The sequence below is a fragment of the Micromonospora sp. DT46 genome, from assembly GCF_049841735.1.
Taxonomy (GTDB): domain Bacteria; phylum Actinomycetota; class Actinomycetes; order Mycobacteriales; family Micromonosporaceae; genus Micromonospora; species Micromonospora reichwaldensis.
The window spans coordinates 318,810-334,258 of sequence record NZ_JBNCKW010000008.1; the positions used below are offsets into that span (position 1 = coordinate 318,810).

Annotated in this window: 12 protein-coding genes; 5 read left to right on the top strand and 7 right to left on the bottom strand. The window is 72.0% G+C overall.

The window, feature by feature from the left end; all coding sequences use genetic code 11:
- The first annotated feature begins 85 nt into the window (after positions 1-85).
- From glgA to glgB, 4 genes are all read left to right on the top strand, one after another.
- Positions 86-1,288, top strand: coding sequence for a glycogen synthase (gene glgA, locus ACLQ20_RS23690; RefSeq protein ID WP_358119034.1), 1,203 nt, complete (start codon positions 86-88; stop codon positions 1,286-1,288).
- A 70-nt stretch (positions 1,289-1,358) separates the two neighbouring features.
- Entirely contained in the window at positions 1,359-1,874 is a 516-nt protein-coding gene (locus tag ACLQ20_RS23695) for a DUF3592 domain-containing protein (RefSeq protein WP_358119036.1), read from the top strand.
- A 515-nt stretch (positions 1,875-2,389) separates the two neighbouring features.
- Entirely contained in the window at positions 2,390-4,483 is a 2,094-nt protein-coding gene (locus ACLQ20_RS23700) for a maltotransferase domain-containing protein (RefSeq protein ID WP_425857710.1), read from the top strand.
- Positions 4,471-6,573 carry a 1,4-alpha-glucan branching protein GlgB gene (glgB, locus tag ACLQ20_RS23705; RefSeq protein ID WP_425857711.1) on the top strand — a complete coding sequence of 701 codons (2,103 nt, stop codon included), beginning with the start codon at positions 4,471-4,473 and terminating at the stop codon, positions 6,571-6,573. Before ACLQ20_RS23700 ends, glgB begins: the two co-directional genes overlap by 13 nt.
- Before the next feature lie 43 nt (positions 6,574-6,616).
- Here glgB and ACLQ20_RS23710 read toward each other — a convergent pair whose 3' ends face one another.
- The 7 genes from ACLQ20_RS23710 to ACLQ20_RS23740 form a co-directional block, all read right to left on the bottom strand.
- Entirely contained in the window at positions 6,617-7,864 is a 1,248-nt protein-coding gene (locus ACLQ20_RS23710; RefSeq protein WP_425857712.1) for a PQQ-binding-like beta-propeller repeat protein, read from the bottom strand.
- 99 nt (positions 7,865-7,963) lie between these two features.
- Entirely contained in the window at positions 7,964-9,988 is a 2,025-nt protein-coding gene (locus tag ACLQ20_RS23715; RefSeq protein ID WP_425857713.1) for a family 10 glycosylhydrolase, read from the bottom strand.
- A gap of 129 nt (positions 9,989-10,117) precedes the next feature.
- Positions 10,118-10,618, bottom strand: a complete 501-nt coding sequence (locus tag ACLQ20_RS23720) for a hypothetical protein (protein WP_425857714.1) — start codon at positions 10,616-10,618, stop codon at positions 10,118-10,120.
- A 144-nt stretch (positions 10,619-10,762) separates the two neighbouring features.
- Positions 10,763-11,251, bottom strand: a complete 489-nt coding sequence (locus ACLQ20_RS23725) for a hypothetical protein (RefSeq protein WP_425857715.1) — start codon at positions 11,249-11,251, stop codon at positions 10,763-10,765.
- Positions 11,252-11,354: 103 nt separating this feature from the next.
- Positions 11,355-12,026, bottom strand: a complete 672-nt coding sequence (locus ACLQ20_RS23730) for a hypothetical protein (RefSeq protein WP_425857716.1) — start codon at positions 12,024-12,026, stop codon at positions 11,355-11,357.
- A 2-nt stretch (positions 12,027-12,028) separates the two neighbouring features.
- Entirely contained in the window at positions 12,029-12,406 is a 378-nt protein-coding gene (locus tag ACLQ20_RS23735; protein ID WP_327031078.1) for a PadR family transcriptional regulator, read from the bottom strand.
- Positions 12,407-12,570: 164 nt separating this feature from the next.
- Positions 12,571-13,611 (bottom strand): App1 family protein, encoded by a 1,041-nt coding sequence (locus ACLQ20_RS23740; protein WP_132235800.1) that lies wholly within the window; start codon positions 13,609-13,611, stop codon positions 12,571-12,573.
- Positions 13,612-13,791: 180 nt separating this feature from the next.
- Here ACLQ20_RS23740 and ACLQ20_RS23745 point away from each other — a divergent pair, with 180 nt between their 5' ends.
- Entirely contained in the window at positions 13,792-15,411 is a 1,620-nt protein-coding gene (locus ACLQ20_RS23745) for a hypothetical protein (RefSeq protein WP_425857717.1), read from the top strand.
- The last annotated feature ends 38 nt before the right edge of the window (positions 15,412-15,449 follow it).

The window sequence follows — 15,449 nt, forward strand, 5'->3', positions numbered from 1 at the left end:
TATCTACCCCGCCGTCACTTCACCACTCGTACGGCACAGTTCCACAGCCGGGTGCGGCGGCGCGTTCTGCACTAGGGTGCCGTTCATGAACGACTCCGCCGGGCTGCGCGTCGACCTGCTGACCCGTGAGTACCCGCCCGAGGTGTATGGCGGCGCCGGTGTGCACGTCGAGTACCTGGCCCGGGAGCTGCGCCGGCTCGCCGACGTACGGGTGCACTGCTTCGGCGCGCCACGCACCGAGGCGGGTGTCACCGCGTACGCCGAACCGGCGGGCCTGACCGGCGCGAACGCCGCGCTGCGGACGATGGGCGTGGACCTGGAGATGGCCGCGGCCTGCGCCGGCACCGACGTGGTGCACAGTCACACGTGGTACGCCAACTTCGCGGGGCACACGGCGAAGCTGCTGCACGACGTGCCGCACGTGGTGACCGCGCACAGCCTGGAGCCGCTGCGGCCGTGGAAGGCCGAGCAGCTCGGCGGCGGCTACGCGCTCTCCTCCTGGTGCGAGCGCACGGCGTTCGAGGCGGCCGACGCGGTCGTCGCGGTCAGCGAGGGGATGCGGCGCGACGTGCTGACCGCCTACCCGGCGGTGAACCCGGACCGGGTCCGGGTGGTGCACAACGGCATCGACACGGCGCAGTACGCCCCGGACCACGGCACGGACGTGGTGGGCCGGCTCGGCATCGACCCGGCCCTGCCCAGCGTGGTGTACGTGGGGCGGATCACCCGGCAGAAGGGCCTGCCCTACCTGCTGCGCGCGGCGCGCGACCTGCCGGCGGACACCCAGCTGGTGCTGCTCGCCGGCGCACCGGACACCCCGGACATCGCCGCCGAGGTGGAGGGCCTGGTGACGGAGCTGCGGGCGAAGCGCTCCGGGGTGGTGTGGGTCGCGGAGATGCTGCCGAAGCACGAGGTGATCCAGGTGCTCACCCACGCCACGGTCTTCGTCTGCCCCTCGGTCTACGAGCCGATGGGCATCGTGAACCTGGAGGCGATGGCCTGCGAGACGGCGGTGGTGGCCACCGCCACCGGCGGCATCCCCGAGGTGGTCGCCGACGGCGAGACGGGGCTGCTGGTCCCCATCGAGCAGGCCACCGACGGTTCCGGCCGGCCGCTGGACCCGGAACGCTTCGTGGCCGACCTGGCGGCGGCGATGAACGAGCTGCTCGCCGACCCGGCTCGCACCGCCGACTTCGGCCGGGCCGGCCGGCAACGCGCCGTCGACCACTTCTCCTGGGACACCATCGCCGCCCGCACCCTCGACCTCTACCGCTCGCTGCTGAAGTGAGTCGGCAGGGTCGTCGATCCGGCACCTGACCGTCGAGACCCCAGTCGCCGACGGTGGGCAGAATGGCGGCATGGGCTGGCGGAGGAGACGTGCGCCGATCCGGCTGCGCAGCCGGTGGCTGCCCGGGTACTGGCTGCGCCACCCTCTGCTCAGCCTCGTGGTCCTGCTGGTCGGGGCCGTGGGGCTCTTACTGCTCCAGATCGACTCGGCGTACCGCACGCACCGGTTGAACACGTACGGCGTGCGCGCCACGGCGACGGTGCTGGAAGTGCACGGTCTTCAGCGGGACTCGTACGTGGTGGCCTCGTTCACCACCGCCGACGGCCATGACGTCGTCACGCAGGTCAGCGACTACTACTGGCGTCCACGGCCGCGGGTGGGCGATGCGGCCACCGTGGTCTATGACCCCGCCTCACCCGACGCGATCGTGCGCGACGTACGCATCGGCGACGACCGGTACGCGGCGTGGGTCGGCATCGGCCTGGTCGTGGCGTTGGGATCGGGTGGCGGTGTGTTCCTGTGGCGCACCTGGCCGATATGGCGCGAGAACGCCGAAGACTGGCGATCCGGACGCCGCTTCGCCTGATGGCGAAGCGGGGTCAGGTGGCGTGCAGGGCGGCGGCGAGGGCATCACTCGACCAGCCCGCCCAGTTCGGGTCCTCGCCTCGACCGACGCCCGGCCGAAGCCGCCGCCGACCGCTGCCGCTGCGTCGGCCTGGTCGAGCAGGGCGGCCATCCGGCGCTCGTCTCCCCGGCCGGCAGCGGCGAGGGCTCCTTCGTGGCAACCGAACCCGCCCGCCTGAACCCCAATCTTCCACCCCCTGGGCATAGCGTTCCGAATCTCGGGATTGCAGTAGATCTTGGCAGGAAACGGCCCTTGGAGGGGCCATTTGCTACCAAGATCTACAACGCCACTATCCACACCCCGCCACCGCGCCCACGCCAGCCGCCGCGCCTTGAGCGACGACGGCGGACTCGGGCGGATGGTGCGGGCACCAGGTGTCCGCCGGGCCCTGACCGGACCTCTCTGGACACGTCGGGAGGGAGGGCGATGGGGTGCTTGGCCGCGCGCGAAAGGATCTCGCGCAGTAGGTTGAACCGGTGACTGGACGGTTCCCGATCGAAGACGTCTCCCCCGTCGTCTCCTGCGGTCGCTACCCGGCCAAGGCGGTGGTCGACGAGCCGGTGCCGGTGTCGGCCCGCGCCTACCGGGAGGGGCACGACGCGCTCGGCTGCAACGTGGTCTGGCGTGGTCCCGACGGGCGGGCCCGACAGTTCACCCGGATGCGCCCCGGCGAGCCCGGGCAGGACCGCTGGCACGCGGTGATCCGCCCCGACGCGGTCGGCGAGTGGGTGTTCACCGTCGAGGCGTTCCAGGACCCGTACCTGACCTGGCAGAACGCGGTCACCAAGAAGATCGCCGCCGGTCAGGGGCCGGCGGACCTGGCCAACGACCTCGCCGAGGGCGCCCGGGTGCTGACCGCGGCCGTGGAGTTGGTGCCGGCCGGCGACGCGGGGCGGGTCCGCGCGGCGGTGGCGGCGCTGGGCGACGCCGACAGGGAGCTGCCCCGGCGGGTCGCCCCGGCGCTGGAGCTGGCCGACCTGCTCTGGGAGCACCCGGTCCGGGAGCTGGTCACCACCGGCGCGGAGCACCGGCTCTGGGTGGACCGCCGGCGGGCGCTCTTCTCCGCCTGGTACGAGTTCTTCCCCCGCTCGGAGGGGGCCGTCCCGGCCACCGCCGACGCGCCGGCGCGCTCCGGCACGTTCGCCACCGCCGTCGAGCGCCTGCCCGGCGTCGCGGCGATGGGCTTCGACGTGCTCTACCTGCCGCCGATCCACCCGATCGGCCGGGTCAACCGCAAGGGCCCCAACAACTCGCTGACCGCCGGGCCGGACGACGTCGGCTCGCCGTGGGCGATCGGCGCCGCCGAGGGCGGTCACGACACGATCCACCCCGACCTGGGTACGCCGGAGGACTTCCGCGACTTCGTCGCCGCCGCCGCCGAGCAGGGCCTGGAGGTGGCGATGGACCTGGCGTTGCAGTGCGCGCCGGACCACCCGTGGGTGACCGAGCACCCGGAGTGGTTCACCACCCGGGCCGACGGCAGCATCGCGTACGCGGAGAACCCGCCGAAGAAGTACCAGGACATCTACCCGGTCAACTTCGACAACGACCCGGAGGGCATCCGGGCCGAGGTCCTGCGGGTGGTGCTGCACTGGGTCGGCGAGGGCATCCGGATCTTCCGGGTGGACAACCCGCACACCAAGCCGTTCGACTTCTGGCACTGGCTGATCGCCGAGGTGAAGAAGGTCGACCCGGACGTGCTCTTCCTCGCCGAGGCGTTCACCCGGCCGGCGATCATGCACGGGCTGGGCAAGGTCGGCTTCACCCAGTCGTACACGTACTTCACCTGGCGCACGTCGGCGGCGGAGATGCGGGCGTACTGCGAGGAGCTGGTCGAGGCGGCCGACTACATGCGGCCCAACTTCTGGCCGAACACGCCGGACATCCTGCACGAGTCGTTGCAGCACGGCGGCCCGCCGATGTTCAAGATCCGGGCGGTGCTGGCCGCGCTGCTCTCCCCCTCCTGGGGCATGTACGCCGGCTACGAACTGTTCGAGCACGTCGCCCGCCCCGGCGCGGAGGAGTACCTGGACAACGAGAAGTACGAGCTGCGCCCCCGGGACTGGGCCGGCGCGCAGGCGCAGGGCCGCTCCCTCGCGCCGTTCATCGCGGTGCTCAACCGCGTACGCCGGGAGAACCCGGCCCTGCACCAGCTGCGCAACCTGGTCTTCCACGACATCGACAACCCGGCGCTGCTCTGCTGGTCCAAGCACGACCCGGAGACGGGCAACACCGTGCTCGTGGTCTGCTCGTTCGACTCGCGTGAGGTGCAGTGGGGCAACACCACGCTTGACATGCCCGCGCTCGGGTTCGACTGGCACGACCGGTTCACGGTGCGCGACGAGCTGACCGGCGCCAGCTACGACTGGGGGCAGCGCAACGCCGTGCGCCTCGACCCGTACCTGCAACCGGCGCACGTGCTGACGGTGCGGCGACCCGCGCCCGGTGCCGGCCCCGCGCCGGCGCAGGCGGCCCCGGACCTGACCGTCGAAGACGTTCCCGACGACCTTTCGGGCGGCACCGCCCCCACCACTCCCGCCCAGAAGGACGACGCCCGATGGACCAGTTGATCGCCGGCGCCACGCACGACCCGCACGCGGTCCTCGGCGCGCACCCGGCCGACGGGCGGACGGTCGTCCGGACGCTGCGCCGGGGCGCCGCCGACGTCGCCCTCGTCGTCGACGGCGAGCGGCACCGGATGCGGCGGGTGCACGACGTCGGCGTCTTCGAGGCGGAGGTCGCGGGCGAGGTGCTCGACTACCGCGTCGAGGTCGACGGCCGGACCCACGACGACCCGTACCGCTACCCGCCCACCCTGGGCGAGCTGGACCTGCACCTCATCGCCGAGGGCCGGCACGAGCGGCTCTGGGAGGCCCTCGGCGCGCGGGTCTTCGACGAGGGCGTGGCGTTCACCGTCTGGGCGCCGAACGCGCGCGGGGTGCGGGTGGTCGGGGACTTCGCGGGCTGGGCGCCGGACGACGGCTGGCCGATGCGCTCGCTCGGCGGCAGCGGGGTGTGGGAGCTGTTCGTCCCGGGCGTCGGGGCGGGGGCCCGCTACAAGTACCGGATCCTGGGCGCCGACGGGCAGTGGCGGGACAAGGCCGACCCCCTGGCGGCGTACGCGGAGGTGCCGCCGGCCACGGCCTCGGTGGTGCACCACTCGACGTACGAGTGGAGCGACGCCGACTGGCTGGCGCGGCGGGCCCGGCGGCAGCCGCACCAGGAGCCGATGAGCGTCTACGAGGTGCACCTCGGCTCGTGGCGCCCCGGGCTGAGCTACCGGGAGCTGGCCGAGCAGCTGACCGCGTACGTCACGGAGCTGGGCTTCACCCACGTGGAGTTGCTGCCCGTGATGGAGCACCCGTTCGGCGGCTCCTGGGGCTACCAGGTCACCGGCTACTACGCGCCGACGTCCCGCTTCGGCGACCCCGACGAGTTCCGGCACCTCGTGGACGCGCTGCACGCCGCCGGCATCGGCGTGATCCTGGACTGGGTGCCTGCGCACTTCCCCAAGGACGAGTGGGCCCTCGGGCGCTTCGACGGCACCGCCCTCTACGAGCACCCCGACCCGCGCCGGGGCGAGCACCCCGACTGGGGCACGTACGTCTTCGACTTCGGCCGCCCCGAGGTGCGCAACTTCCTGGTCGCCAACGCGCTCTACTGGTGCGACCAGTTCCACGTCGACGGGCTGCGGGTGGACGCGGTCGCCTCGATGCTCTACCTGGACTACTCGCGCCAGGAGGGGCAGTGGCTGCCCAACCGGCACGGCGGCCGGGAGAACCTGGAGGCCATCGCCTTCATGCAGGAGGTCAACGCGACGGTCTACAAGCACCACGCCGGGGTGACGATGATCGCCGAGGAGTCCACCGCATGGCCGGGGGTCACCCGCGCCACGGCCGACGGCGGGCTCGGCTTCGGGTTCAAGTGGAACATGGGCTGGATGCACGACACCCTGCTCTACACGTCGAAGGACCCGGTCCACCGGCAGCACCACCACCATCAGCTCACGTTCTCCCTGGCGTACGCCTGGAGCGAGAACTACGTGCTGCCGATCAGCCACGACGAGGTGGTGCACGGCAAGGGCTCCCTGGCCGGCAAGATGCCCGGCGACACCTGGCAGCGGCTGGCCAACGTACGCGCGCTGCTGGCGTACATGTGGGCGCATCCCGGCAAGCAGTTGCTCTTCATGGGCTGCGAGCTGGCCGACGACCGGGAGTGGAGCGAGGAGCGGGGCCTCGACTGGTACCTGCTGCACGACCCGGCCCGCGCCGGGGTGCAGCGGCTCGTCGGCGACCTGAACCGCGTCTACCGGGACACCCCCGCGCTGTGGGCGCAGGACACCGAGCCGGCCGGCTTCCGCTGGATCGCCGGCGACGACGTCGCCAACAACACCGTCTCGTTCGTCCGGATCGCCCCCGACGGCGCGACCCTGGTCTGCGTGGCGAACTTCTCCGCCCTGCCACTCGAGGACTACCGGATCGGGCTGCCGGCCGGCGGCACGTGGGCGGAGGTGCTCAACACCGACGCCCACCACTACGGCGGCTCGGGGGTGGGTAACCTGGGCGCCGTGCACGCCGAGGACGTGCCGTGGCACGGGCTGCCCGCCTCGGCGGCGCTGCGGGTGCCCCCGCTCGGCGTGCTCTGGCTGCGCCGCGACTGACCGTACGCCGGAGACGCCTCGGCCGTCCTCCTCGCTGCAAGGCTCAGCCGATCGCGGGATGGACCGTCATCTCCCTCTGTTCGACGTCGATCCCGAAGCCCGGAACGACGACTTCGGGGACGAAGGGGAGATCCGTGACCCTGTCCTGCCCCGTGCGCGCGTCGAGGATCAGCGGCCCGTTGCTGGTGGATCCGTAGACCACGCCACGTCGGGCGGCCGTGATTTTGGGCGCCTCCCGCCCGGAATCCTTCCCGGGCACCTGCCACAGTCGCTCGTGGGACGTGGTGTCGTACGCGACCATGGTTCCGGTCCGGCTGACGAGGTGCTGCGAGCAGACGACGACGCTCTCGTCGTCGTATCGGCAGACGCTGGCGCCACCTCCCGTCTCCAGGCGGATGACCTCGCGACCGGTCCTGATGTCGACGATCCCGTTGGACCCGTCGCCGCGGCGGCCCACCGGGTACACCTGGAGCAGCCCGCCGCCGAGTGGGCCGTTGATCAGGTTGCCGGCGGGCTTCGTCTCCTCGTGGGCCCACACCTGGGAACCGTCCGAGGCGGCGAGCCCGATCGTCGAACTCGGGACCCTGTGCGCATCCGCTCCGGAAGTCATGCCGGCGACGACGTCGCCATCGAGGGCTCGGGCCTGGAAGGCGGGCTTCGTCCACCGGACCTTGCCGGTCCTGGCGTCGAGAACGGCGGTGAAGTCGCCGCTGACGCCCGTGTCGTACGAGTCGGTGGACAGCACGACATGGTCGGAGCTGGCCGCCACCACCTTGTCGACCCCGAGGCTGCCGTCCTCGGGGATGCCCCTGTCGTCCACATCCGACTGCCAGCCGGGCGCGCCATCGGCCAGCCCGAAGCTCGCCACCCGCAGCACGGTGCGGGCGGGAACCGTTCCGCTGCCTGCGATATCCACCCGATAGGTCACGAAGGCGGTCGGCTTGCCGTCCACCTCCGCGATCATCGGCCCGGTGTTGCCCAGCCTGACCGGCGGACCGGCCAGCGGCGCACTCCAGCGACGCGCACCCGTGGCCAGGTCGTACGCGGCGAGGGCGTTCTTGCCGTCCAGCAGATACGCGGCCCCGTCCCGGAGCTGGAACATCCTGCTGGGCAGCGGTATCCGGACCGGCTTCGCGGCGAAGGCCAGCGGAGGGTCGAGTGCCGACGACTCGGAAGGGCTCGCGGTGGCGGTGGTCTTCGGCGGAGGCGGTGGCGTGTCGTCACTACATCCCGAGACACCTACGGCCAGCGCCAGCACGGCTGCCGAACCGGCGGCAACACGTCGGCGCATGAGCCCTCCCGCGGTCACGGAAACGTATTTGTCGGCCCGACTCTAGCGTTGGCCGGCCCGTTCCCCGGGGCGGCGGGACGCCCCGGGGAACGGGCATGCTCAGAGGCGGGTGATCCGGACGGCGTCGGCGACGACGTACCCCTGGGTGCTGGTCCAGCGGCTGACCCCGACGACCTGACGCGTCCCCGCGGCGAGGTCGTAGGTGCCGAGCACCCGCCACTGCCCGCCGCCGCTGCGCTGGTCGACGGTGGCGGTGACGTTCCCGTTCGCCGTCGCCACCAGGTGCGGCGTGGCGCTGTTGTAGCCGGGGTCGGCCGGGTACCAGACCTCGACCCGGTACGAGCCCGCAGCGGGCAGCGTCGCGGTGAACCAGGCCGGGTCGCTGACCGCCTGCGGGCTGGCGAACCGGTAGTTGGCCCCGTAGCGCGCCGGGAGGTACGACGACGTGCCCCAGGTGGTGGCGGCCGTGAAGCCGCCGGCCGTGGCGTTGTCCACGATCACGCTGAACGTACCGCCGGTGCCGGTGACCACCCGCGCGTTGCTGGCCGCGCTCTCGTGGTGCAGCCGGTCCAGGGCGGTCACCAGGTAGCGGTACGTCGAGCCGGCCGCGGCGGTGGCGTCGGTGAACGTCCCGGTGCCGCCCGAGGCGCGGACCGTGCCGAGCAGGTTGCGGGCGTCGGCCAGGTCGCAGGCGTCGACCGCACCGTCGCCGGGCAGCCGGTACACCGCGTACGCGGCGGTGCTGCCGGTGGCGCCGCGCTGCCAGGTGAGGGTCACGCCGCCGGTGCCGCGTACCGCCGAGGTGAGGTTCGGGGCGGCGGGCGCGGCGCCTCCCACCCCGGCCGGCGCCAGCGCGGGCCGGCGGTAGTGGTCGGTCGCCGTCCGGGAGACGGCGCCGATGCGGTCCGCGCGGACGTCCTTGGCGCTGAAGTGGATGTCGCCGACGATCCTCGGGTAGCTGCGGTTCAGCGTGAGGTGGTCGGTCAGCTCGGCCGGGTCCTGCCAGGCGGCGTCCTGCCCGGACGCGCCCGCGCGGTAGGTGGCCTGCCCCACGAGGAGCTGCACGTCGGTGCCGGCCACGGTCTCGGACCACCAGCGGACCAGCTCCGCGTAGTCGGCCGCAGGGTGGCCGATGTGCCAGTAGATCTGCGGGGCGATGTAGTCGACCCACCCCTGCCGCACCCAGCGCCGGGTGTCGGCGTAGATCGCGTCGTACGACTGGAGGCCCGTGGTGCGCGAACCGAGCGGGTCGGTGCCGGCGTTGCGCCAGATGCCGAACGGGCTGACGCCCAGCTTCACCCACGGCTTGGCCGCCCGGATCTTGTCACGCATCTCCCGGACCAGCAGGTTGACGTTGTTGCGCCGCCAGTCGCCGATGGTGCTGAAACCGGCGCCGTACTGGGCGTAGGTGGCCTGGTCGGGGAACGCCACCCCGCTGACCGGGTACGGGTAGAAGTAGTCGTCCCAGTGCACCGCGTCGATGTCGTAGCGCTTGACGGCGTCCAGCATCGCGTCCTGCACGAAGGCGCGGACGGCGGGAATGCCGGGGTTGTAGTAGATGTGCCCGCCGTAGGTGACGGTCCAGCCCGGGTTCTTGCGGGCCGGGTGGCTGGCCGCCAGCTTGGTCAGGTCGGTGTGGTTCGCCACCCGGTACGGGTTGAACCAGGCGTGGAACTCCAGGTTGCGGGCGTGCGCCTCGGCCACCATGAAGGCCAGCGGGTCGTAGCCGGGGTTGCCGCCCTGGGTGCCGGTGAGCCACTGCGACCACGGCTCGTACGTCGACGGCCAGAACGCGTCGGCGGCTGGGCGGATCTGCACGACGACGGCGTTCATCCGACGCTGCTTGGCCAGGTCGAGCCAGCCCCGGTACTCCGCCTGCTGGGCGGCGGGCGTGAGCCCCGTGCGGCTGGGCCAGTCGATGTTGGCCACGCTGGCGATCCACATGCCGCGCAGCTGCCGCTTCGGGGTGGCCGGGTCGGTCACGCAGGCCGCCTGGGCGGCGACGGGCACGGTCTCCGGCGTGGCGGGACGGGAGGCGGGGGCGCCCGTGGGGACGGCCGCGCCGAGGGCCAGCGCCGCCACCAGCGCCAGCCCGGACAGGTATCGACCATAATCTCTACGCACGAAAAGATATTCAGCGTTGCCGCGCCGCTTTGCAAGCATCCTTCACGATTTTCACCGACCGGGGTCACGTCGGCACCCGACGGTGAGGCTGCCGGCCCAGCCTGTGGGCGATCGCAGGCCGCTGGCCCCCTACTCACAGCGGAGGAATCGGACGGTATAACCCTGGTCAGGATCACCGTCGTAGCCAAAAAGCCCGATTTCGCCGTCAACTGTGCGAACTTTGAACTCGGCAGACTTTGCATTCGCCGACGAGCCGAGCACCTCGAATTCCAGATCGAGGCTGGGCGATCGGGCAGCATCATCATAGGACCAACGGCCATGTCCGCCCGCAGGCCGCCTGCCACCGAAATCCCGATCCAGCACATACCCTTCGGCGAACTCGTCATCATCGTGAAGAACGGTGAAGAAGTCATGCGACAACTTCGTGAGAACGAATTCACCTTCCTTCTTCACCGTCAACAGGTCTCCGCTTCCAGAACACCAGGTCCCCGGCACGTCATCGGCCTTGATCGGCGGTGGCTCCGTCTGCCCGCAGGCACCGAGAAGGACGCTCGCGATCACGCAGACCCCTGCCATGAGCAGAGCGTTGACGCCGCGAGAGTCGCGCCGGACCTTCTGCACTGCCGTCAACTGGCGACCACCTCGAACCAGTGGAGGTTTCTGCTGATGCTAGAGATCGACCCCGGTGCCACCCCGGGCGCCCCGCCCGGCTGGCCGAGGTGGTCCCGCGGCAGGCCACCGTCGAACTGCCCGACCACGACCCAATGAAAGGTGCTACAAAAGCCGCACCCCCAAGGGGACACCAATAGCCAGTACGGACCAGATCGAGGTCAGCCACAGCAGGTGCCGCCTCCACGGCACCCTCGACTCCACCTCGTCGCTCGCCTCGAGGGAGGCACTCCTGGTCCGATATCTCTCGATAGTGTCAGCGGCACGGTTGGCGCTGGCGGCACCGAAAATCCTGCCGACCAACGACCCCTGGAAGGCGTGGCAGACCACTTCCTTCGCGCCCACCACCTGCACCACGAGGCCGTTCTGCGCGTCGATCGACCGGATCCGACTCCACGGCACGGTGACCACCGCTCCGGGGTTGATCACCAGCAAGGCTTTCCGCTGGGGTTTCACCAGGGAGAACATCGATGCCAGGGACACCAGGTAGCAGATGACGCCGAAGAAGCTCGCGACAGCGACAAGCTCGCCCCAGTCATTGGCGGGGTTCAGGCTGAACATGATCATCATGAATCCGAACAGCAGCCACAGCATCAGGCCACCTGCCCAGTTCGTCCTGTTCCTCATCCGCTTCTCAGCAGAAGAAGGACACCCACGACCACGTCGCAGCAGGCAGCGTGAATGCGTTGAGCCGGCCTCACGCCGCTACCGCCCTTTCGTACCCGCCACCGTCACGCAGCGACCACTTGCGGGCCACAAGGGTGGCACCCGTGACGGCGGCAGCGACGAGCGCGGCCTCGATGGCCATGATGAGCGGGTGGGTGCTGTAGCCGACCGCCCTGGCGAACCCCATGGTGACCGGCATGGCGATCGCGCCGCCGATCGGCAGCAGCACGATCATGGCGTTCGCGGTCTGCCGGATCCGTGGCAGATGCCCCAGCCGCGCCCGTACCGCGATGACCGCGCCGCCGACGGCGAGCGCGGCTGCGGTGCCGTAGTAGAGCAGGACCGCCAGCACGGTCGGCATCCGGAACCCGCGCGGCACGTCGACCCACGCGACCAGGATCGGGTACACGAGGACAAGCGCGATCGCACCGACGCAGGCACCGAGCACGGCGCCGGTCAGGGCGGTCCGCGTCAGGCGGGCGTACTCGTGTCGAACGCGCTGCACTCCGGCCTCGTCGGCCAACTGTCGCGCGAACCCCCGAAGGTCGGAGCCCAGGAGTTGCTCCGGCGTGACACCGTCGGCGGCGGCTGAGCGCAACTCCAGCCGGAGATCGGCAGCGAGCACCGCGCGGTCCCGGCGACGAATGCCGCATGCCCGCCATTCCCGTTCAGCAGCCACCATGGCCTCGTCGATGGCGTCCACAATCAACTCCTTGCGCTGTCGGAGGTGGAGTCGGTCAGAGCGGTGTTCACGGTGTGGACGAACCGCGTCCACTGCCGCCGCCACGCGTCCAGACGCTCCTGGCCGGCGTCGGTGACCGCGTAGACCTTGCGGGGCGGCCCTGTCGGGCTGGCTTGCACCTCGTCGACGACGAGGCCGAGACGACGCATCCGGGTCAGCAGCGGGTAGATCGTGCCGTAGCCGACGCCCTCGATGCCGATCGCCTCAAGTCGGCCGACCAGCTCGTAGCCATGCGTCGCCCGCCTGGCGAGCAGGGCCAACAGGCACATGTCGAGGGCGCCACGCAGCAACTGCGTCTGCCTGTCGCCGTCGTCGGAGGCCCCGGAGCCGGCCGCTATCATGCGGCACACACTACCTCGACTATTATGCGTTGCCAAGTAGTTGCAGTCGGCGGGGCCATGAGTGCGATGCGAGCGGTACCTGCCCGCGGGGCAGGCTCGATGCCGTGCGGCCCCGGCGGGGCCCGGTCAGAAACAGGCTCGGAGGGCTGCCGGTCGGCGGTCCGTCAGACCAGGCCGGCGTCGCGCAGCAGCTTCCAGAGCCCTGCGCCGTCGGGCGCGGAGAGCCACTTCTGCCCCACCGGCCCCGCCGACGACTCGCCGGCCGGGGTGGGCAGGCTACCGGCCAGCACCGCCTGCGTGGGCGAGAGCCGGCGGATACCCACGCCGGCCACGTTCTCCGGGTGGGCGGCGGCGAACTCGCGGTAGATCTCCGGGTCGTGCTGCCCGTCGTCGCCGACCAGCAGCCACTTCACGTCCGGGAACTCCTTGGCCAGCCGGGCCAGGGTGACCCGCTTGTGCTCCCGCCCGCTGCGGAACCAGCGGTCGGCGGTCGGTCCCCAGTCGGTCAGCAGCAGCGGGCCGGCCGGGTAGAGGTGCCGGGACAGGAACCGGGTCAGCGTCGGCGCCACGTTCCAGGCGCCCGTGGAGAGGTAGAAGACCGGAGCGCCTGGGTGCGCGGTGACCAGCCGCTCGTAGAGCACCGCCATGCCGGGCACGGCGTTGCGGGCGTGCTCGTCGAGGACGAACGTGTTCCAGGCGGCGAGCAGCGGCCGGGGCAGCGCGGTGACCATGACCGTGTCGTCGATGTCGGAGAGGATGCCGAAGCGCACCTCCGGGTCGAGGATGCGCACCGGCGCCTCGACCGGCTCGGCGTCCGGCAGGCTGATCCGCACCGAGCCCCAGCCGGGCGGCAGGTCCGCCTCGACCACGGCGTCGACGAACCCGCTGCGGTCGGCCCGCGCCTCGTGCCGTTCCCCGCCGGCCTCGATGGTGACCGTGACGTGCTTGGCTGGCAGCGTGGTGAAGCTGCGCCACCCGCGCACCTTCTCCAGCCGGCCGCGCTGGCGGGTGTCCGGCCGACCCAGCAGCACCCGGCACATCACCCGCACCCAGCCGGGCGCGCCGTAGCCGGTGTACGCGATGACGTTCGTCCGCCAGCCGGTGCGCCGCAGCCGGCGCTCGACCAGCGAGTGCACGGCGTCCTCGATCCGCGCGGCCCGGTGCAGGTTCGGTACGGCCAGCTGGCCGGCGGCAGTGGGTGGCACGCCAGCAACCCTGCCACAACCCGGCCACCTCGGCCACGCGAGGCGATCTTCCCCGGCCGTCGGGAAGCCCGATGTCATGCCCGCCGTGGTCCGGCGGATCGTCCGCGCTGCGCCGATCCGCCCCGGCCGGCCCCGACGGCGTGAAACACTCCGGTCGGGACGACGACGGGGGCGTTGGTCGTGTCGCAACCAGTGCGCAAGCGTGGGCGGTGGCGCCCGCAGCTAGACCGGCCGGCGCTCGTGGCGCTGCTGCTCGGGCTCGCCGGGGTCGGCTACCGGCTGGTCCTGACCCTGCACACGGTGCCCGTCTCCAACAGCGACGAGGCGACGTTCGGGCTGGCCGCGCTGCACATCGCGCAGGGCCGCGAGCTGCCGGTCTTCCTCTACGGGCAGCGCTACATGGGGGTGCTGGAGTCGTACCTGGCCGCGCCGCTGATCGCGGTGGCCGGGCCGGGCTGGCCGCTGCTGCGACTGCCGCTGCTGCTGCTCTACGCCCTCTTCCTCTGGCTGATCCACCGGCTGACGCGGCGGATCGGCTCGCCCTGGTTCGCCACCGGGATCGTCGGCCTGCTGGCGCTCGGCGGGGAACGGGTCGTCCGGGACCAGCTGACCGTGGTCGGCGGTCGCCCGGAGGTGAAGGTCGCGGTGCTGGTGATGCTGCTGATCGCGGTGGGACTCGCCCGGGGAACGGTGCGGCACCGTCGGCTGGCCGTCGGGCTCTTCGGCCTGCTCGCCGGGGTGTCCGTCTGGTCGGACTGGCTGATCCTGCCCTACCTGGCGGTGGCCGCGCTGGTGCTGGCGTGGGTGGCCCGCCGGGAGCTGCTCGGTTGGGCCGGCGCGCTGCTGCTGGCCGGGTTCGCCGTCGGGATCGCGCCGATGATCCGGGACAACCTCCTCGCCCCGCCCGGCGAGGACTCGCTGTCGGTGTTCCGCGAGATCAGCACCAAGGCGGGGCCGACGCCGCCGTGGTCGCGGCGCCTCGACGGCGGGCTGCTGGAGGGGGTGCCGCTCGCCGCCGGCCTCTGCCCGATCGACGGCTGCGCCCGCTGGCAGGGCTGGTTCGGGCTGCTCTACCCCGTGCTGCTGGTGGTCGCCGCCGCGCTCGCCGTCCTCGCGTACCGCCGGGCCGCGGGCGCCCCGCGCGGCGAGCGGGTCAGCCCGGTGGTGCACCTCGCGCTGGTCGTCGGCGCGGCGTTGACCCTGCTGTCGTACGTGCGCAGCCCTCTCGCGGCCACCAGCCCCCTGGACAACGCCCGCTACCTGTCGGTGCTCCAGCTCTCCCTGCCGGCGGTGCTGTGGCCGCTCTGGGTGGCGGCGGTCGCCTGCTGGCGGGGCACGGTCGGCGCGCTCGGCCGCCTGGCCGGCGCGCTGGCCACCGCCGTGCTCGCCGCGCTGGCCGCGACCACGCTGGTGGTCACCGTGCTGTTCGCGGCCACCGGCACCGGGGCGTCCCGGATCGAGGAGCGGCAGGCCCGCGAGCTGGCCGACACGCTCCGCGCGGGCGGCCCCCGCGAGGTGTACGGGGACTACTGGACCTGCAACCGGCTGATCTTCAACACGGCCGAGGCGGTGGTGTGCGCGGTGCTCGACGGCGACCTCACCCCCGGGCAGAACCGCTATCCCGCGTACTGGCGGCAGGTGGGGCGGGCCGACCGGCCCGGGTACGTGCTGGCGGCCGACTCGGCGGCGGAACGGCGGCTGCGCCGGCTGCTGGGCGACCGGGCCGACGCCGCGCTGGTCGCCGACGTGGGCGGGTATCGCGTGTACCACCCCCAGACGCCGGTGCGGCCGTGGCGGTAGGGCCGGCCCGTACGCTGGCCGGACCGGCGCGCGGACGC